Source organism: Cellulosilyticum sp. I15G10I2 (genome assembly GCF_900095725.1).
GTDB lineage: Bacteria > Bacillota > Clostridia > Lachnospirales > Cellulosilyticaceae > FMMP01.
The window spans coordinates 404,798-422,906 of sequence record NZ_FMMP01000009.1 but is presented as its reverse complement, the minus strand read 5'-3'; the positions used below and the strand labels follow the sequence as shown (position 1 = coordinate 422,906).

The following is an 18,109-nucleotide window of genomic DNA, read 5'->3' as shown; positions in this document are numbered from 1 at the left end:
CGCTATATCCTTTCACAATAAAGGTATAGGGGCCTTTTAATTTATAACTCATCATATCAAACACTGTCATATGAGATATAGAAAATGGGTATGAAATTACATTAGAACTCTACGGAACGTTTATTGAAATTTAATTCATATGTGCGTATTCTTAATATATGGAGGTGAGCAGTGTGGATTGCAATAAAGTTGGAAAGCTAATATTTGGATTACGTAAAGAAAAAGGCATGACTCAGAAACAACTTGCCGAGGCAATAAATATTAGTGATAAAGCCATTTCAAAGTGGGAGCGAGGCCTAGGTTGCCCAGATGTATCCTTGCTTCAAGAGCTCTCAGAAGTATTAGGTGTAAACATTGAGAAGATATTATTAGGCAATTTGGAACCTAATGATACAGATGGAGGAAACATGAGAAAAATTAAGTTTTATGTGTGCCCAAACTGCGAAAACATGCTGAGTGCAACAGGAGAAGCACAAGTTTCTTGCTGTGGGCGCAAACTTGTGCCACTTATCCCAAAGCCAGCTGATGATATACACAAAATAGTTGTGGAGGAAGTAGAAGATGATTTCTATGTTACCTTTAAGCATGAAATGAATAAGAAACATTATCTTAGTTTTATAGCCTACGTTTTTGGAGATAGAGTACTTTTAATTAAGTTATATCCAGAGCAAGGTGGAGAAGTTCGATTTCCAAAAATGTATGGTAAAAAAATTTATTTTTACTGTAGTCAGCATGGATTGTGGGTGAGCGAATAATGCATAATCACGGGATAAAGGATCATGAATCGTCCAAGTGAATGGATGTAAAATCTTTACTCCAATCACTTTTTTGTTCTTTTTTATTCAAGTCCTCGTTTAAATAGTATTTTGCCAATAGCTCTAAATTGGCACGAACAGGCCCCCCAGAACTGCGAAGAAGTTGGGCGGCAAGCATCGTATCAAAAATAGAGGGTGGATAGATTTCAAGTGGCATAAAAAATTGGAGATCAAATTTTGCATTTTGAAATATCTTTACGGCTGAGTTTGACAAAATATGTTTTAATGCTGTGAGGCCATCTGGAAGAAATGAGAAACAATCTATAACCAGTACAGGAAGACATTCGGCAGCTAATTGAATAAGACGTATTTGGTGTATATGGGGATCCAGGCCTGTAGTTTCTGTATCTACAGCAATAACTTTAGCAGCTGATAATTTTTCTATATAGGGAATAAAATCATCAAGATGGAGGATGAATTTAATTTTCATTTTACCGCCTTTCTATAGATTTCACATCTTTAAATTTTAGTTATTCACGATAATATGTGATGTGAAATCATTCTGAGAAACAACTTTAGATCAATGAATAACGCAAGTTTATAGATTGTTTCTCTATAAATCTTTCAAGAATCTAATAATTTTTTTAGCTCATATTTATTAGGAAGTATAAAAGAAAAATTTATAAATGTAAAGATAAAGAAATATAATACTCATGCATTTAAAAGAATTGAATAAAATATTTTATAAGATATTGTATATTTAAATATTTATGCTATAATCATAAGTAAATAATAATTATTATTATTTACTTATGATTATTTTGCTGTAATTAAAATAGAGGAGGGATCCAACATGTATAATATCTTAGTAGGAGGAGCGGCTGGTCAAGGAATAGAAACAACAGCGGCTATTCTAGAAAAACTACTCAAAAAATCTGGCTACAATGTATTTACTATTAGGGACTTTATGTCCAGAGTAAGAGGCGGACATAATTTTTCTCTTGTTCGTTTTGGATCAGAAGAAATTTTTTCACATACTTATGAACTGGATGGTATCATTGCTTTTAATGATGAAACCATTATATTACATAAAGATCAACTAAAAGCAGATGGCTTTATCCTTTGTGGCAGTCAATCAGAAATAGAAGACCCAAAGATGATTAAAATAGATATGATGGGCATTGCCAGAAGTCTAGGTAATTTTAGGGCAGCAGGAAGTGTTGCAATAGGGACTGTTTTAAAACTTTTTGGAGAAAGCCTAGATCATGTAAACCAAGTATTTAAACAGTTTGTTAAAGAAGACTATTTAGAAGTTAATTTAAAAGCTGCAGAAGAAGGTTATCAGGCAGTAGAAGCAAAATATGCACACATAGAAGGCAAATATGGTGAGTGGATGATTTTATCAGGGAATAAAGCACTTGCTCTTGGAGCCCTTGCAGCAGGGCTTAGGTTTTATTCAGCCTATCCCATGTCCCCTTCCACAACCATTATGGAATATTTAGCAGGAAAAAGTGTTGAGACAGGTATTGTTGTAGAACAAGCCGAAGATGAAATAGCAGCTGTTAATATGGCCATAGGAGCTTCTTTTGCAGGAGCGAGAGCTATGACAGGGACTTCAGGAGGCGGTTTTGCACTGAAAGTAGAGGCACTAGGGCTTTCGGGTATGGCAGAAATTCCCCTTGTCATCGTGGATGTTCAAAGGCCTGGGCCAGTAACTGGCTTGCCTACAAGGACAGAGCAAAGTGACCTTAAGTTTGTCATCTCTGCTTCACAAGGCGAATTTCCAAGAATGGTTATAGCTGTGAGAAATCATAAGGATGCCTTTTATCAGACTATAAGAGCCTTTGAGATGGCAGAAAAATATCAGCTGCCTGTTATCATTTTAAGCGACCAGTATATTGGTGATTCATCAGCAACGGTGGAGCCCTTTAACATAAAAGACATTCCCACTGTTAATTTACTAAGAGATAGTGAGATAGAAGGAGAGTATTTACGCTATAGGTTTTCAGAGGATGGCATTTCCAAGCGCTTAATCCCTGGGAGAGTAAAGCATTTTGTAACAGCGGACAGTGATGAACATGATGAAAAGGGATGGATTACAGAGTCAGCAGAAGTACGTGTGAAAATGATGGATAAACGTCTGAAAAAACTTGAGCTTTTAAAAGAAAAACTAGAAGAACCAGAATTTTTGGGTGCAGAGGATTTTACTAGGCTTGTAGTTGCTTGGGGATCTGTTTATGGGCCTTTAAAAGAGGCAATTGAACTTATTAATAAGTCTCAAGAAGAAAAATATGGTGCTTTAGTATTTGGAGATATATATCCGTTGCCACAAAAAGTATTGAGAGAAAAGGCTGCTAGAGCCCTTAAGATCATAAATGTAGAACAAAATGCCACAGGCCAGCTAGCTGATCTAATTAAAGAGCAGACAGGAATTACTTGTGATAGGAGTATTCTTAAATATGATGGCCGCCAGATTACTGCTAAAGAAATTATAGAAAAAATGTTATAGGAGGGATGAGCATGGATACTTTTCAAACATATGAAACAGCGTGGTGCCCAGGCTGTGGTAATTTTAGTATATTAGACGCTTTAAAAGCAGCTTTAGAAGAGCTGGGTAAAGATCCTTATAAAGTACTGGCAGTAGCAGGGATAGGCCAGGCAGCAAAAACACCTCAATACATCAGTGCCAATAGTTTTTGCGGACTCCATGGCAGGTCATTGCCTCCAGCTGTTGCAGCAAAAATTGCTAATGATGAATTAACGGTTATTGTAAATACAGGAGATGGAGATTCTTATGGAGAAGGAGGTAATCATTTTATCCATAACATCAGAAGAAATGTGGATATTACCCACTTTGTCCATGATAATCAGATTTATGGGCTGACTAAAGGGCAGGCATCACCCACTTCACAAGAAGGACATATCACAGATGTGCAGACAGAAGGAAGTCTGAATACGCCCCTTAATCCTATTCTCATGGCAATAGCAGCAGGAGCTGGTTTTGTGGCAAGGGCTTTTAGCGGAGATAAGGAGCACCTTACAGAAATTATGAAGCAGGCTATTTCTTATAAAGGCTATGCACTAGTAGATATTTTGCAGCCTTGCGTAAGTTTTAATAAAATTAATACCTTTGCTTATTATAAAAAACGTGTTTATCGTTTAGATGAGACCTATGATTTTTCAGACAAGGCAGCAGCCTTGCAAAAGGCCCTAGAATATGATGAAAAAATTCCTATCGGTATTATCTATCAAGAACAAAAAGCAGATTTTCATCAGAAACATCCTGTATTAGCAAAGGGCGGGCCGCTTATAGAGAGGAACACCCCTTCAGGACTTCTCCAAAATTTAATAGCTGAATGCATTTAAATTTTGATGATATAAATAATTATAAAAAATCTATAACATAAATAGGAGGAATTTACAATGAATAAAACAATTGGTATTATCACAGGCAGTTTGAGAAAAAATTCCTTTTCAGGGAGTATTGCAGACTATATCACAAGTCACGCACCTTCAGGTTATGTATTTAAAATAGTGGATATCAGTAATCTTCCACTTTATAGTCAGGATCACGATGATATAGAGATCAAAGAATATACTTCATTTCGCAATGAAATAAAAGCTTTGGACGGAGTGTTATTTATCACACCTGAACATAACCGATCTATTCCAGCAGCGTTGAAAAATGCCCTTGATATAGGTTCAAGACCTTATGGTCAAAGTGTTTGGAATGCTAAACCAGGAGCTGTTATTAGCCAATCTCCTGGAAATATCGGTGGATTTGGTGCCAATCACCATCTGCGTCAGATACTGGCTTTTCTCAATGTTTTAACCCTTGCTCAGCCTGAGGCATATATCGGGGCTTACCACACGTTGATTGATGAAAAGGGTGCATTAAGTGATGAAGAGACAAAGAAGTTTATTGACAGTTTCTTAGCAGATTTTGTTACTTGGGTAGAGAAGATTTCCTAAAGACATAAATTATCTTGTATCAACAAGAGTTGTTATAAGAATATCTCATAGAAAATAGTGAATAAGAAATGCGTCTTGATTGAGCTATAAAAAGCTTCTTTCAAGACGCTTTTTTATCGTAAAGTCATTATAAAAAAATTATTGATAAAGAAAATGAAAATAAAAGTAAATATTGACTTTAATAATATTAAAGAATATAATTAATTTTATTAAAGGAGGGGATGGTGTGCCTATAGAAATTGTACCAGAATGGATGACCAATCTTGATGAGGAAGATGTTGCTTTTATCAAAAAATTCATTATGGCATCGGGTTCTTTAAAAGAAATTGCAGGTCAATACGGGGTGACTTACCCCACGGTAAGGCTCAGACTGGATAAACTAATACAAAAAATTCAAATTAGTGAGGATACCTCAAATGAACCCTATATCGCCCTCATTAAGCGTCTTGCAGTCAAAGAAAAGCTGGACTTTGATACAGCAAAGATACTGATTTCAGAATATAAAAAGGTTAAAAAGGAGGGAGAGTAAATGACAAGTAATACAATACCGGTAACATTAACGATTCTGATTGTTCTATTCATACTGATCATACTGATAGTGGGTACAGTATGGCTGCAAATATATTTATCTCGAAGAAAGAGTAAGTGGCTGGGGCTTATCCTGCCTCTTATATTTTTATTATTTTCCATTACAAATGTTTTAGGACTCAGTATGTATTATACAATGGGTGAGCATACGACAATAACTTCTCAGGCACCAGATGGCACTATTATTTATGAGGAAACTAAGATTGAAGATGTAAAAAAGCCAAGTATAGGGGAAGTGGCAGCTATGGCTGCGCCTGTTTTTTTAACTACTAACATTCCAACAATTATTCTGCTGGGGATATATTTGGCTTGTAGGGAGAAGCAGAAAAAGAATGAAGAATTAGAAAAAATGAATATTCAGGATTTAGAATGAGATAAAAAATAATGTTCTAAATAAAGGTGAAAAGATGTATAAAGAGAAGGCAATTGAAGCGATGAAGGATGTATTTAAGGAAGTTCCTTATGGGATTGAACATACATTGAAAGTATTAAAAAATGCTGAAGATATCATGGAGGGGGAGAATCTCCCAGAAGATGAGAAGGAGCTTATTTCAATAGTTGCCATTTTACATGATATTGGTGCAATTGAAGCCCAGCGTAAGTATGGATCTATGGATGGGACTTATCAGGAGAAGGAAGGCTCTAAAGTTGCAAGAGGTATTCTGGAGAAAATAGGCTACAGTTCTGTTAAAACCGATAGAGTATGTTTTATTGTTGGGAACCATCACACACCAGCAAAAATAGACGGTCTGGATTTTCAAATCCAATGGGAGGCGGACCTGCTGGAAAACTTGGCGTACATGGATGTTTCAAAGGATAAGGATATGCTGAAAAAATATATAGCACAGCATTTTAAGACTACTAAGGGTTTAAAAGCTGCGCATTTACGCTATGGTTACACAACTTGATGCATTCCATTATTTGTATTTGCTAGGACGTAGCAGATATGTTATGATAATGATGATTAAAAAAAGAATGGAGGGTTGCTTAAAAATGTGTGGCATGTTCAGAACTCGATTTTATACTTTATGTAATTAATTAAATAGTACTTAAAGTATCTACCTATTGTGTAGAGTAATCGGGATTAGTCTGCCTATTTTTAAGAAAACCTTATTAACGATAAATAAATATATATACGATGTAAAAACACTTGTTTCTATAAGCAATATAAGTGTTTCTATTTTGGCGTATATTATCCGTTTACTAAGAGCACAGGTAGCTAACCTGTGTTTTTTTATTTTCTGTTTAAATTGAGGGCTTTTCCCTGTGAGAAAGTAAAGAAAGTCATAGGGTTTTAGACAGGAGTGAAGTAATGAATAAAAAAAGAAAAAAGAAGTTTTTAAATACTAATTTTGTATTGTTCTTAGCTGGCAGAATGATATCTGATGTAGGCAGCAGCGTACAAATGGTAACTATGCCGCTATATATTCTAGATATAGGAGGTTCAGCTGCTACCATTGGGATGTTTTCCTTTTTGACACTGCTGCCAGCCCTAGTCATTTATCCTTTTGCTGGAGTCATTGGGGATAGGATGAATAGAAAAAAGATTATGGTAGGAACAGATCTTATGAGTGCAGGGGCGATACTAGCGTTGGGGTTCATCTCATATGGAGGATTCATGAGGATTTCTTTATTATTAATAGTTCAGACAGTAATTTCTCTATTGAATGGTTTGTTTGAACCAGCTACAAGAGGAATGCTGCCTGGGCTGGTTGCGAAAGAAGAGCTGACACAAAGCAATTCTGCCGTTGCATCTATGAGGAGTCTAGGGATTCTTTTAGGACCAGTCATAGGCACAATCTTATACGCGAACTTCGGGATTACGATGGTTTTTTTGATGAATGGCCTCTCATTTCTCTTATCGGGAGCCAGCGAGATGATGATCCAGTACGTATATGTAAAACAACAAAGAATAGCGGGCATGAAGGGAATTGTAAGTGACCTGCAAGAAGGCATCGCGTTTATTATGAAAAATAATATTATTCGTAATATGTGTTATTTCTTTTTAGTAATCTACTTTGTGGTACAACCGATTTTTGGTGTGATTGTGCCACTGCTTTTTAAGACTCATTTACACTATTTGGATACTCAATACGGTTATTTACAAACAATCATTATATTAGGTGCATTGCTAGGGAGTGTGGCAGTAGGGGTTTTGTTTGGAAAAGGGGAGAAGATCATTAAGTCTTTTAAAATCGGCAGCGGCCTGCTTTTAGGGAGCATGTTAATGTTTTCTATTCTGCTTTTCCCAAGGAGTATAACTGTGTTGGGCAATGATACCATACTCTATTTTGCTTTGTTGGCAGGGATACTAGGCCTTTTTAGTCTTGCTAATATATTGCTATCTGTTCCTATGCAGATTTATATACAGAGACAAACACCAGACGAATATATGTCTAGGGTATTTTCTTTAGTCAGCATGATCTCCAGAGGAGGCATGCCCCTTGGCGCGTTAGCATATGGCATGGCTCTTGAATGGGTCAACGTGCACTTGGTAGTATTGACAGCAGTTTTATTGATGATAGTGATTTGTCATATATTTATTAAGAGTCATAGCAGTATTTAAAAAGAGAAAGCAAAGGGTATTATTTGTTTTGCATGGAAAATATAGAAGATCATATGGTAGTTTTTTGACTTTAGAATACAAAAATAAAATGAAAATGTGGAGGAAATAAAAATGAATAAACTTAAAATTAAACAATTAGCAAATGATAAAGGTCTGGATATTTTAGAAGAGACTATAACAATTAATGGGTCAGGAGTTGACTTTCTCGTAGCTCATGCTAAAGCTCAAAACGGCGATAAGTGGATACTAAGGATTCCGCGCAGACCAGAATCTATGAGACATGCGCTGCAAGAGAAAAGAGCGTTAGATATCCTAAATCATTATGCAAGCTTTCAAGTTCCTGAGTGGTCTATCTATTCAGAAGAGCTCATTGCGTATAAGCAGTTAAAGGGTGTTCCGGCTGCGACTATTGATCCTCAACAACAAGCCTATGTATGGTGTTTTGATGAAACCAATGTACCAGCTGAGTACTATAACTCATTGGGTAAAGTGCTGGCAAATTTACACGCATTACCCCAACATGAATTTAAAAATATTGGTGTTGAAGTGATCGGGGCGAGTGAGTTAAGAGTGGCTATGAAACAACGCATGGAACGAGTGAAGGAAAAATATCAGGTCAACCCGAAGTTATGGGACAGCTGGCAAGCGTGGTTATCCGAAGACTCATTTTGGCCGTCTCATGTAGGTGTAAAACATGGGGACCTGCATCCAGGACACATCCTGATTAATAAGGATAATTGTGTTACGGGATTAATTGATTGGACAGAAGTAGGGATAGCTGATGTGTCTGTAGATTTCATGTCCCATTACCTGCTCTTTGGGAAAGACGGACTAAAAAAGTTGATCGACGCCTATGACAATGCGGGAGGTAAAACTTGGGTAAGAATGGAGGAGCATATTGCCCAGCTGCTAACAACAAGCGGGATCACTGTCGCTGAATATGCAGAGTTGTCGGGGCTGCAAGACATGCATGAGACAGCTGCACACATGCTTGCAAGTGATTGTTAGAGAATAGGACTAGTGAATCAAAGATTCAAAAACTTATGCTGATATTTATCAAGAAACTGCTAACCAAGAAGTTAACAAGGCCATGAAAAAAATAATGGATAAAAGAAAGTAAAGGAATAGCAGAGCGCGTAAAGGCGCTAAGGCGCAGAGCCGATAACATGTGAAAGCAATCACAGTTATCGGCTCTTTATTTGTAGATGAGGAAAAGAGAATGGAAGAAAATATCATACAAATTAAAAAGCTAGACAACGCGTACAACGATATGAATTACCATTCATTTTATAATCGGCTCTATAATGACCTTTGGTCAGCTAAGTGGTATAATTATATTGACCGATGGTTAGATTAAGTGATGAGGTCCTATAATATTTGGAGGTGCTAAATATGAATATCCCATTTCCCCTAAAAAGTACTATTGATGCACGGCGATCAGCACGCAGCTACAAAATGACTGCTGTTAATAAGGACATCATTGAATCCATAAAGGATTTTGCAAATGCAATGGCAGTTCCTTTCGATCACAGTGTTGAGATCAAATTTTTTACTGCTGATCCAACCAAAACGCTTTATACAATTATGAAATCCCCACCGGATAACGTTGCCTTTGTGGCAGAAACCGATAGTATCTCCATCTCAAAGGTTGGTTTTATTGGAGAGCTACTTATTCTTTTTGCAGAGAGCAAAGGGATTTCAACTTGTTGGTACGGGCACTATAAACTATCGGAACTTGAGCGTTTGCTGCCTCATTTACAATCTGCTGAGCAGTTAAAAGAATCAAATATGGGTTATGGCTATTCAAAAGGTATAACCACCGGCAGGCGGGCAATATGTATCACACCCATCGGCTATTATGAAGATGGAGGATTGCGCCTGGTAGACAGAATTACGAAAAAAACATCAAGTTTTAAACGTAAAGAAGTTAAAGAGTTGCTTGTAAATCCCAATGATTATGATAAACTTTCAGATGATATTTTGTATGCGCTTGACTTAGGAAGAAAAGCACCATCTGCTGGCAACTCGCAAATGTGGCAATTTGCCTTTGAGGATGATTTCAAAACGATTACTGTTGCTATGCCAGTTGGCTATAAGCATTTTAAATGGGAACACCCAAATGTTGATATAGGCATTTGTGCATGTCATATTTGGCTTGGATTAATTGATAAGGGATATGCTCCAAAGGTAACCGTAAATGAAGATTCAGACAGAGCAGTGTGGAGACTTTCAATAGAATAAGGAGATAAACCCCGTGCCTTTACAACGTTACGATAAAGAAAAAATTTTAGACATCTGTTTTAATGTATTTGCCCGTCATGGATATGCTAATACTTCCACCACCATGCTGGCTGAGGCAGCCGGTATATCCAAGGCCCTCATTTTTCACCATTTTAATAGCAAGAAAGATTTGTATCTGAGTGTTTTGGACAGATGTTTCGAAAAGGGAAGAGTGGCTATGCATTTCGATACTCTAATGGAAACTCATGATTTTTTTGAAGCAAAAGAAAAAGTTAGTGTCACCAAATTTCATTATTATAAAAAAAATCCTGACCTAATGAGAATCATCAAAGAAGCCTTTTACACCACGCCTGGTGAGCTCAAAGCAGAGATCCAAGAAAAGTACGGCGCTTTGATGAGTGCTAATGAAAAAGAATGGAAACGGTTATTTAACAAAGTTCCCCTTAGAGTAGGTGTGGACCGTGAGCAGGCTTTTAGACTGATCATGCTTACGCTGGATTATTTCGATGAAAAGTATTTGGCAGAGCTGGAGGGCAGCAGTGATTTGGAAGAAACATATCTTCAGCATTTCATTGAAGAGAGAAACAGTTATCTTTCTATGATTCGATTTGGCATTGAAAAGTAAGAAAGAGGTTCATTATGGCATACAACAATACGATATTTGTTGTATTAAGAAAGTCGAGCAGCCTTAAAGCTTCTTTGATAGGATAGAGATATGAAAAGGAGGGAAACCATGTTAAAAGAATTAAATCATGTGATTGACTACATTGAAGCGCATTTAACAGATGATTTATCTCTTGAAATCATTTCTGAATATGCTGGGGTTTCTGATTATCATTTTAGAAAGATATTCTTTTATCTTTCAGGCATGACGCTTACTGAGTATATCAAAAACAGAAGATTATCAGAAGCCAATAAGGACTTATTACAGGGGGAGAAAGTAACGGATGTTGCTTTTAAATACGGGTATCAGTCAATGGATGGCTTTACTCGGGCATTTAAAAAGTGGAGCGGCTTTTTACCTTCAGATGTAGTCAAAAAAGGCATAAGCAAATCATTTCCCAAACTTTCATTTATCATAACCGTTAAGGGAGGCGTTTCTATGGAATTTAGAATTGAAGACAAACCCGCGTTTAATTTAGTTGGGGTAACTAGGCGAGTACCGATGCAATTTGAAGGGGTTAATAATGCGATTGTAGAGCTTGCAAAAAGCATAACAAGTAAACAGAGAGAAGAGATGCATGCGCTGCAAGATATAGCACCTTATGAGGTTGTTAATGCTTCTTATAATGCCGATGCTAACTTCTTAAAAGAAGAAGGCGATTTAACCCATTTAATAGGGGTTTTAACGACCAAAGATGAGGTGAGTGAATTATTAGAAAAAGTGTCAGTTGAAGCGTATACTTGGGCGATCTTTCCAAACGAAGGACCATTTCCTTCTACGCTTCAGCAAACAATGGCAAGTATCTACGCAGAATGGCTGCCTTCTTCAAACTACGAAGTAATCAATGCGCCTAGCTTTTCTTTTACGAAAATGAATGAGCATAAAGCGCAGTACGCTTATAGCGAAATTTGGATTCCTGTTCGTAAGAAATAAAGTATGTAAGCTCAAATATAAGTTTATAATATTTCTAAGTATCTATTAGAGATATTGCATCAGCTCCCTATCACGGCAAGATTATTGCTGAGAGGGAGCTGATGTTTTTGATAAAAGAAACTATCAGATTATCTACGGAGATAATTCAAAAGTCACGAAAATTATGTCAAAGTATCACTTCCTACTTCCTATAATGCAGATATTCTAAAAATCGTTTTGCAGCAATAGAAAGTAATTTTTGTTCGCGCATAGCCACGCCGATATTTCTAAAGGCAGGAGTTTCAAGCTCTTTAGCTGCAATTTTATAAGGAATACGTTGTAAAATGAGTTCGGGCAATATGCTGATGCCAAGGCCGTTTTCTACCATGGACATAATGGCATAGTCATCCCAGGTTGTAAAATGAACTTGCGGGACGATATGATGTTTCTCAAATATTTCAGAGATTTCTGCCTTGGCCCCCTTTTCGAGCAGCATAAACGGACTAGTGAGTAACTCATTCACTGGAAACTTATCCGCATTAGCGAACGGATGATCTTGGGGAATTACTACAAGCAAGCGGTCCAGCTCCAAAAATATCGTTTCAAGTTCTGATTTTGTCGGCAGCCGTAAAAATCCGAAGTCAACACGTCCTTCTAAGATCCAGTCTTCAATTTCTGTATAATCACCAAGCAATAATTCAAAATCAATTTTTGGATAGTCCTTCTTAAAAATCTTAATCATATTAGGGAGCCAGTGAGTTGCTACACTTGAAAATGTTCCAATACGAATCAGGCCGGACTGCATATCATGTAAGTCGTCGATTTGCGCTATTAGGATTTCATGCTCATTGCAGATGCGCTTTAACTGAGGCAATAACTTCAAGCCATCAGAGGTTAAACTGACACCGGCGCGCCCTCGCTCGAGAAGAGAGACGCACCATTCCCTTTCTAAATCCTTAATCATACGGCTGATGCCAGACTGAGTATAGTTTAGTGCATCGGCGGCCTTAGTGAAACTCCCATATTCTACTGTTTTGACAAACGCCATATATTTTTGGATACTCATATATCTTTCCTTTTCTATTTGGTTTTGTTATGATAATCATGAAAAATATTCGCTTTTGTAATATATAGGCATATGATATACTTTTATCATTCAAAATTCAACTATTGAAAGGAAAAGAAATGATGGTTAAAACGAAAAATGCCTATTTCAAATACATAACGGCATTGCTCTTGTTTGGCTCTAATGGAATTGTGGCAAGCTATATCTCACTTACTAGCTATGAAATCGTCTTTTGGCGAACTTTAATTGGCAGTTTATTTCTGATTTTAGTCTTTGCACTGTCTAAGCCAAAAGTAAAGTTTTTGAAAAACAAATCACATTGTTTGTATTTAGTAATTTCCGGCATAGCAATGGGAGCAAGCTGGATCTTTTTATATGAAGCTTATGCACAAATGGGTGTAAGTATAGCCACCCTTACGTACTATTGCGGTCCTGTGATTGTCATAATACTTTCGCCCTTTATATTTAGAGAAAAGATGACAAGTGTCAAGCTATTTGGATTTCTTACTGTAATCATTGGAATGGTTTGTGTCAATGGGCAAGCGCTCTCACAGGGAAGAACCTCCTGGGGATTAATCTATGGTATATTTTCCGCCATTACATATGCGGTTATGGTCGTTTTTAATAAAAAAGCTGCAAGCATAACAGGACTTGAAAATGCCATGTATCAGTTAATAATGAGTTTTATAACAGTTGCAGTGTTTATAGGTCTGAAGCAGGGAGTTTCAGTTCATATTATGCAGGGGGATTTTATCCCAATACTTTTATTGGGCGTTGTCAATACTGGGGTTGGCTGTTATTTTTACTTCTCTTCCATTGGCAGCCTGCCTGTGCAGACTGTATCAATTTGTGGCTATCTCGAGCCGCTTTCGGCACTTGTTTTTTCAGTGGTTATACTAAATGAAAAGTTAAGTTTTGTGCAAATCGCTGGAGGTGTGTTGATTTTAGGCGGTGCAGCATTTGGAGAGTTGTTTCGTTCTATTCGCTGCGGCAAACGATATTGTAAAGACAATGCTGCATGATGAAAATGGGTGCTGCTCTTACAAGGCGTTGTTCTTGATTAGGTTAGGTTTTAAAGGTATAATAAATTATAAGAATAAATATAAGGAATGGTCGATTATGAGTAGGGATAGACAAGCACTTATTTTGGCACTTCAAGATATGGAAGACTTTGCAATGCTGAAGCAATTAAAGTGTCCTCCTATATATGCTTAGGTGCAGTGTATATTTAGTAATAGGAAGAACCCTTTAACTTAGTGTTACTTAGGTTAAAGGGTTTTAAATTTCATCATAAATGCTAAGAAAATGAGGGGAAGATATGTATACGAAACAAGATCTAAAAAATATGGTACAAGAAATGGGTATAGAGTCTACAGATACCGTACTTATTCATTCATCCATGAAATCAATCGGTGAAGTTTTAGGTGGCGCAGACACCGTACTTGATGCATTCATGGAATATTTAGTCGAAGGCTTATTAATTATGCCTACACATACTTGGGCGAATATGAGTGAGGCTCATAACGCGTATGATCCAATGAGGGAACCCTCCTGCGTTGGCATATTAACCAATTTATTTATGAAGAGAGAGGGCGTCATTCGTTCATTACATCCAACACATAGTGTAGCTGCCTATGGCAAGGATAGTATAGAATACGTAAAAGGGGAAGAAGAGGTAACAACGCCCTGTGCAGTGGGTGGATGCTATGATCGCTTAAGAGAAAGAAATGCGAAAATCCTTTTATTAGGCGTAAACCATATGCGTAACACATTTATTCATGGTGTGGAAGAGATTTTACAGGTACCAGAACGTTTTACAGAAAAACCAGTACTTTTTAAGATTGTAATGCCAGATGGCAGCTTAAAAGAAAGCCACATGTATCGCCATTACAATCAAACGACGGCTCATATATCAGAGGCCTATAGTAAATTGGAGCAAGCATTCTATGATAATAACGTAGCACATCAAGTCAGGTTTGGAGATGCGAAGTGCATTTTATGTGATGCCAATGGTATCTTTGAGGTTACAAAAAAGGTGTTGTCACATCAGATTAATTGTTTAATAGAATTAGATGAGATCCCAAAAGAATGGTGGACATAGTTGGTATTAGGAACTAGTTAAGAATACACTATGAAACGATTAAAGCCCTTGAGTGTATGGATAGACACTTAAGGGCTTTAATTTTTCCACTATTAAGAGTGAAGTGGAAATCCGGTGGAATTGGACTGATATCGAGATTACCGGAAATATTGGCTGAAGCGTTCACTACCGCCAATCTCAGCATGTGTTTGGCGACCTTTTTTAGATATTATGTAGGGGAGTAAGCTTGACAAATAATATCCCCTCCTTTAAAATGAATATAAGTTCAATTCATTTTAAAGGAGGGGATTATGTGGCTCGCACCAAGGAACAAAATGATAAAATGTCCTTATTAACACGCGGCAAAATTGAGACAGTGGCTCTTAAACTGTTTGCACAAAAAGGGTTTGCCATGACCAGCATAAAAGACATTGCAGCACATGCCAATATTAGCACAGGCCTAATATACCGGCATTTCTCTTCGAAGGAAGAGCTTTTTTCTCAGTTAGTAACAAATACTATTGATGAATTATCCGGTACTATACAATTTTTTGATTCAGATATTGCACCTGCTGATATTTTTAGAAAGATCACTCGCAATGTCATTCAAGATATTCAGTCAAGTAAGGAAATATCCTATTACTTTCTTTTAGTATCCCGTTTGTTACTAGAAGGAGAAGCTTTGCCCCAGGCAGAAGAATTGCAAAGAAGTGATTTGCTTTTATTTAACCACACAGCAGAACTCATTAAAAAAGGGCAGGCGCTAGGAGCGTTTAAGAGTGGTGATCCCTATACAATGTCACTTTTCTTCTATTCTGTTATACAGGGAATAGCCAATATGAAACTATTTATGCAGGAAAAGTACAAGGCACCAGAAGTACAAGATGTTTTAGCATTTTTATTGAAGTAGAAGAGAATGGGGGAAAGACGAAATGGAAAGAAATATAGTTACCATCAAGCCAATGCTAAACTATAGCCAAGATGTTCGGCTTGAAGCAGCCAGTGTTTTTGCGGATGCTTATTATAGGGATTTATCATTTCTTAGTAAAGATAGAAATAAACTTAAAGAGGCTTTTAAAAAAGCATTTTGTCACGAGGTTTTTTATTTGGCTGAAATACAGGGGGAGATTGTAGGCATGCTAGCTTGTGCTAATCGCAAACAGCGAGGTATGGTTATCGATAAAGCAAGCTTTAAAAAAAGCCTGGGTTTTATAAAAGGGAGTTTAGCTTATTGGTGGTTAAAAAGAGAATTCAATGCACCCTTAAGTTATTCGGATGATACTGCCTATATTGAATGTGTTGCCACAAAAGAAAAAGCAAGAGGAAAAGGAGTTTCTACAGCACTGTTTCAGTATGTTATGCAAGAACTGCCCTATAGGCGCTATGTGCTTGAGGTTATAGATAGTAATCAAAATGCTTATCGCTTATATAAAAAACTGGGATTTAATGATTTTAAACGTAAACGAGAAAAATACTCTAAAATTAAAGGCTTTAAAGAAAGAATCTATATGGAATGGCAAAAATAAAAAATTCAGGATAAACGGGGTGAAACTTTGAAAATCTTATTGGTTGAGGATGATAAAACAATTGGGGCAGGGCTTGAATATTCTTTGCAGCAAGAAGGCTATACCACAGTGCTGTGCAATGATGTGGCATCGGGGAGAGAGGCACTTAATAAAAATCAATTTGATTTGTGCTTATTAGACCTTTCATTACCGGATGGCAGTGGCTATGAGCTGTGCAAAATAGCAAGGGAAAAATGGGACATACCCATTGTTTTTTTAACAGCTTGTGATGATGAGGTAAATGTAGTGATGGGGCTTGATATGGGAGCAGATGATTATATTACAAAACCTTTTCGTATCAGAGAGCTTCTCTCACGCATCAAGTCTATACTGCGCAGATATCATAAAGACAGCAGCCAGAAGACGATTTTTGAGTTAAATGATGTGCGCATTCATACACTGGATGCTAAGGTTTATAAAAAAGGTGTGGAAGTGAATCTGACGGCTTTAGAATACCGCTTATTACTGACTTTTATAAGCCATGAAGGACAAGTCTTAACGAGAAATCAAATTCTAGAAGGGATTTGGGATGTGGCAGGCAATTTTGTAAATGACAATACACTAACGGTATACATCAAAAGGCTCAGGGAAAAGCTAGAGGATGATCCTCAAAATCCTATGATTATTAAGACGGTGCGTGGTCTTGGCTATAAGGTAGGTGACTAATATGCTGCGCAACAAAGAAATACGTATTTTTCTTGTAGTAATGCTTATGATAGCAGCTGTGGGCGTGGTTTTTATTTTTAGTTTAAACACCACGGCTGGACTTATTGCCTTTATTACCTTTATTTTAATAACTATCTACAGTTTTTGGTTTACGCTAAGAAGATATAAGGAAATCGAGCGGCTCTCAGGTTATCTGCGCTGTATTTGTGCAGGGGATCATTCCCTTGATATTCGAGATAATGAAGAAGGAGAGCTTAGCATTCTCAAAAATGAGATTTATAAGGTGACGCTGATGCTTTCAAAACAAGGGGAACTGCTTAAAGAGGAAAAAAAGCAGCTTGCAAATGCCCTTGCAGATATATCTCACCAGCTCAAGACACCCCTTACTTCAATGATGGTGATGACAGATCTTTTAAGCGGAGATAGTTTACAGCGCGAAAAAAGAATAGAGTTTACCAAAAATATAGAGATTCAGCTTGAGCGGATGGAGTGGCTTTTAACCTCTTTACTGAAACTCTCCAAAATAGATGCCGGAACAGTGGTTTTTAAAAAGGAGAAATTGTTAGTTTCAGAGCTGATCAAAAAAGCCATGCAGCCGCTTCTGATTCCGATGGAGATTAAAGAGCAGCAGCTGGTGATAGAGGGCGGTGAAAAAGCAGCATTCATTGGGGACCTCAGCTGGAGCACAGAAGCTATCATTAATATCGTCAAAAATTGTATTGAACATACACCAATTGGCGGGGTTATCTCGATTTCTTTTAGCGAAAACCCTTTATATACAGAAATCCTTATTTCAGATACTGGAGTTGGTATAGACAAAGAGGATCTGCCTTATGTTTTCAAACGTTTCTACAAAGGTAAAAACGCCAGTGAAGATAGTGTAGGGATAGGTCTTGCAATGGCAAAAAGCATTGTAGTGAGCCAAAAAGGTGACGTGAGCGTTACGAGTAAGAAAGGTGAAGGAACCCAATTTAGTATGAAGTTTTATAAATAACCAAGCAAGTACTTAAGTGACTAAACTGTCACAATCGAGT

The 18,109-nt window shown here is 37.1% G+C and carries 21 protein-coding genes; 19 read left to right on the top strand and 2 right to left on the bottom strand.

Going from position 1 to position 18,109, the window contains the following annotated elements; translation table 11 throughout:
- Positions 1-173: 173 nt before the first annotated feature.
- The gene (locus BN3326_RS10560) at positions 174-755 is read left to right on the top strand and encodes a helix-turn-helix domain-containing protein (protein ID WP_069999151.1); all 582 of its coding nucleotides are present in this window, start codon (positions 174-176) and stop codon (positions 753-755) included.
- Between the two features lie 22 nt (positions 756-777).
- Here BN3326_RS10560 and BN3326_RS10555 read toward each other — a convergent pair whose 3' ends face one another.
- A complete protein-coding gene (locus BN3326_RS10555) occupies positions 778-1,245 on the bottom strand; it encodes a 3'-5' exonuclease family protein (protein ID WP_069999150.1) in 468 nt (155 codons plus the stop codon).
- Between the two features lie 363 nt (positions 1,246-1,608).
- On the opposite strand from BN3326_RS10555, the gene BN3326_RS10550 reads away from it, so the two are divergent.
- The 12 genes from BN3326_RS10550 to BN3326_RS10500 all read left to right on the top strand — a co-directional run bounded on the left by BN3326_RS10550 (position 1,609) and on the right by BN3326_RS10500 (position 11,719).
- On the top strand, positions 1,609-3,264 hold the full coding sequence (locus BN3326_RS10550) for a 2-oxoacid:acceptor oxidoreductase subunit alpha (RefSeq protein WP_069999149.1): 1,656 nt from the start codon (positions 1,609-1,611) through the stop codon (positions 3,262-3,264).
- A gap of 11 nt (positions 3,265-3,275) precedes the next feature.
- Positions 3,276-4,121: a 2-oxoacid:ferredoxin oxidoreductase subunit beta gene (locus BN3326_RS10545; protein ID WP_330389704.1), complete on the top strand. Its 846-nt coding sequence runs from the start codon at positions 3,276-3,278 to the stop codon at positions 4,119-4,121.
- Positions 4,122-4,178: 57 nt separating this feature from the next.
- Complete coding sequence (locus BN3326_RS10540; protein WP_069999147.1) at positions 4,179-4,727, top strand: NADPH-dependent FMN reductase; 549 nt, start codon at positions 4,179-4,181, stop codon at positions 4,725-4,727.
- Between the two features lie 226 nt (positions 4,728-4,953).
- Entirely contained in the window at positions 4,954-5,256 is a 303-nt protein-coding gene (locus tag BN3326_RS10535; protein ID WP_069999146.1) for a DUF2089 family protein, read from the top strand.
- Positions 5,257-5,688 (top strand): hypothetical protein, encoded by a 432-nt coding sequence (locus tag BN3326_RS10530; protein WP_069999145.1) that lies wholly within the window; start codon positions 5,257-5,259, stop codon positions 5,686-5,688.
- 34 nt (positions 5,689-5,722) lie between these two features.
- On the top strand, positions 5,723-6,223 hold the full coding sequence (locus BN3326_RS10525) for an HD domain-containing protein (protein WP_069999144.1): 501 nt from the start codon (positions 5,723-5,725) through the stop codon (positions 6,221-6,223).
- 404 nt (positions 6,224-6,627) lie between these two features.
- A complete protein-coding gene (locus BN3326_RS10520; RefSeq protein ID WP_069999143.1) occupies positions 6,628-7,881 on the top strand; it encodes an MFS transporter in 1,254 nt (417 codons plus the stop codon).
- Positions 7,882-7,992: 111 nt separating this feature from the next.
- Positions 7,993-8,889, top strand: a complete 897-nt coding sequence (locus BN3326_RS10515; protein ID WP_069999142.1) for a macrolide 2'-phosphotransferase — start codon at positions 7,993-7,995, stop codon at positions 8,887-8,889.
- Positions 8,890-9,049: 160 nt separating this feature from the next.
- The gene (locus tag BN3326_RS21690) at positions 9,050-9,238 is read left to right on the top strand and encodes a hypothetical protein (protein WP_141722894.1); all 189 of its coding nucleotides are present in this window, start codon (positions 9,050-9,052) and stop codon (positions 9,236-9,238) included.
- Positions 9,239-9,273: 35 nt separating this feature from the next.
- A complete protein-coding gene (locus BN3326_RS10510) occupies positions 9,274-10,122 on the top strand; it encodes a nitroreductase family protein (RefSeq protein ID WP_069999141.1) in 849 nt (282 codons plus the stop codon).
- 13 nt (positions 10,123-10,135) lie between these two features.
- Complete coding sequence (locus BN3326_RS10505; RefSeq protein WP_069999140.1) at positions 10,136-10,747, top strand: TetR/AcrR family transcriptional regulator; 612 nt, start codon at positions 10,136-10,138, stop codon at positions 10,745-10,747.
- Between the two features lie 108 nt (positions 10,748-10,855).
- Positions 10,856-11,719, top strand: a complete 864-nt coding sequence (locus BN3326_RS10500; protein ID WP_069999139.1) for an AraC family transcriptional regulator — start codon at positions 10,856-10,858, stop codon at positions 11,717-11,719.
- 181 nt (positions 11,720-11,900) lie between these two features.
- Here the strand turns inward: BN3326_RS10500 and BN3326_RS10495 are convergent, their stop codons facing one another.
- Positions 11,901-12,764 (bottom strand): LysR family transcriptional regulator, encoded by an 864-nt coding sequence (locus BN3326_RS10495; RefSeq protein ID WP_069999138.1) that lies wholly within the window; start codon positions 12,762-12,764, stop codon positions 11,901-11,903.
- A gap of 104 nt (positions 12,765-12,868) precedes the next feature.
- Here BN3326_RS10495 and BN3326_RS10490 point away from each other — a divergent pair, with 104 nt between their 5' ends.
- The 6 genes from BN3326_RS10490 to BN3326_RS10465 all read left to right on the top strand — a co-directional run bounded on the left by BN3326_RS10490 (position 12,869) and on the right by BN3326_RS10465 (position 18,069).
- The gene (locus BN3326_RS10490; RefSeq protein ID WP_330389701.1) at positions 12,869-13,786 is read left to right on the top strand and encodes a DMT family transporter; all 918 of its coding nucleotides are present in this window, start codon (positions 12,869-12,871) and stop codon (positions 13,784-13,786) included.
- Between the two features lie 296 nt (positions 13,787-14,082).
- Positions 14,083-14,865 (top strand): AAC(3) family N-acetyltransferase, encoded by a 783-nt coding sequence (locus BN3326_RS10485; protein WP_069999136.1) that lies wholly within the window; start codon positions 14,083-14,085, stop codon positions 14,863-14,865.
- A 292-nt stretch (positions 14,866-15,157) separates the two neighbouring features.
- Positions 15,158-15,754, top strand: a complete 597-nt coding sequence (locus tag BN3326_RS10480; protein ID WP_069999135.1) for a TetR/AcrR family transcriptional regulator — start codon at positions 15,158-15,160, stop codon at positions 15,752-15,754.
- A 22-nt stretch (positions 15,755-15,776) separates the two neighbouring features.
- Complete coding sequence (locus BN3326_RS10475; protein WP_069999134.1) at positions 15,777-16,370, top strand: GNAT family N-acetyltransferase; 594 nt, start codon at positions 15,777-15,779, stop codon at positions 16,368-16,370.
- 27 nt (positions 16,371-16,397) lie between these two features.
- On the top strand, positions 16,398-17,075 hold the full coding sequence (locus BN3326_RS10470) for a response regulator transcription factor (RefSeq protein WP_069999133.1): 678 nt from the start codon (positions 16,398-16,400) through the stop codon (positions 17,073-17,075).
- A gap of 1 nt (position 17,076) precedes the next feature.
- Entirely contained in the window at positions 17,077-18,069 is a 993-nt protein-coding gene (locus BN3326_RS10465) for a sensor histidine kinase (protein WP_069999132.1), read from the top strand.
- Positions 18,070-18,109: the final 40 nt, after the last annotated feature.

Excerpts from the sequence above, each read along its gene's own strand:
- BN3326_RS10555 (WP_069999150.1), bottom strand. The coding sequence starts at position 1,245 with ATGAAAATTAAATTCATCCTCCATCTTGATGATTTTATTCCCTATATA.
- BN3326_RS10475 (WP_069999134.1), top strand. The coding sequence starts at position 15,777 with ATGGAAAGAAATATAGTTACCATCAAGCCAATGCTAAACTATAGCCAA.
- BN3326_RS10525 (WP_069999144.1), top strand. The coding sequence starts at position 5,723 with ATGTATAAAGAGAAGGCAATTGAAGCGATGAAGGATGTATTTAAGGAA.
- BN3326_RS10500 (WP_069999139.1), top strand. The coding sequence starts at position 10,856 with ATGTTAAAAGAATTAAATCATGTGATTGACTACATTGAAGCGCATTTA.
- BN3326_RS10550 (WP_069999149.1), top strand. The coding sequence starts at position 1,609 with ATGTATAATATCTTAGTAGGAGGAGCGGCTGGTCAAGGAATAGAAACA.
- BN3326_RS10485 (WP_069999136.1), top strand. The coding sequence starts at position 14,083 with ATGTATACGAAACAAGATCTAAAAAATATGGTACAAGAAATGGGTATA.
- BN3326_RS10530 (WP_069999145.1), top strand. The coding sequence starts at position 5,257 with ATGACAAGTAATACAATACCGGTAACATTAACGATTCTGATTGTTCTA.
- BN3326_RS10545 (WP_330389704.1), top strand. The coding sequence starts at position 3,276 with ATGGATACTTTTCAAACATATGAAACAGCGTGGTGCCCAGGCTGTGGT.
- BN3326_RS10540 (WP_069999147.1), top strand. The coding sequence starts at position 4,179 with ATGAATAAAACAATTGGTATTATCACAGGCAGTTTGAGAAAAAATTCC.
- BN3326_RS10495 (WP_069999138.1), bottom strand. The coding sequence starts at position 12,764 with ATGAGTATCCAAAAATATATGGCGTTTGTCAAAACAGTAGAATATGGG.
- BN3326_RS10510 (WP_069999141.1), top strand. The coding sequence starts at position 9,274 with ATGAATATCCCATTTCCCCTAAAAAGTACTATTGATGCACGGCGATCA.
- BN3326_RS10465 (WP_069999132.1), top strand. The coding sequence starts at position 17,077 with ATGCTGCGCAACAAAGAAATACGTATTTTTCTTGTAGTAATGCTTATG.
- BN3326_RS10515 (WP_069999142.1), top strand. The coding sequence starts at position 7,993 with ATGAATAAACTTAAAATTAAACAATTAGCAAATGATAAAGGTCTGGAT.
- BN3326_RS10520 (WP_069999143.1), top strand. The coding sequence starts at position 6,628 with ATGAATAAAAAAAGAAAAAAGAAGTTTTTAAATACTAATTTTGTATTG.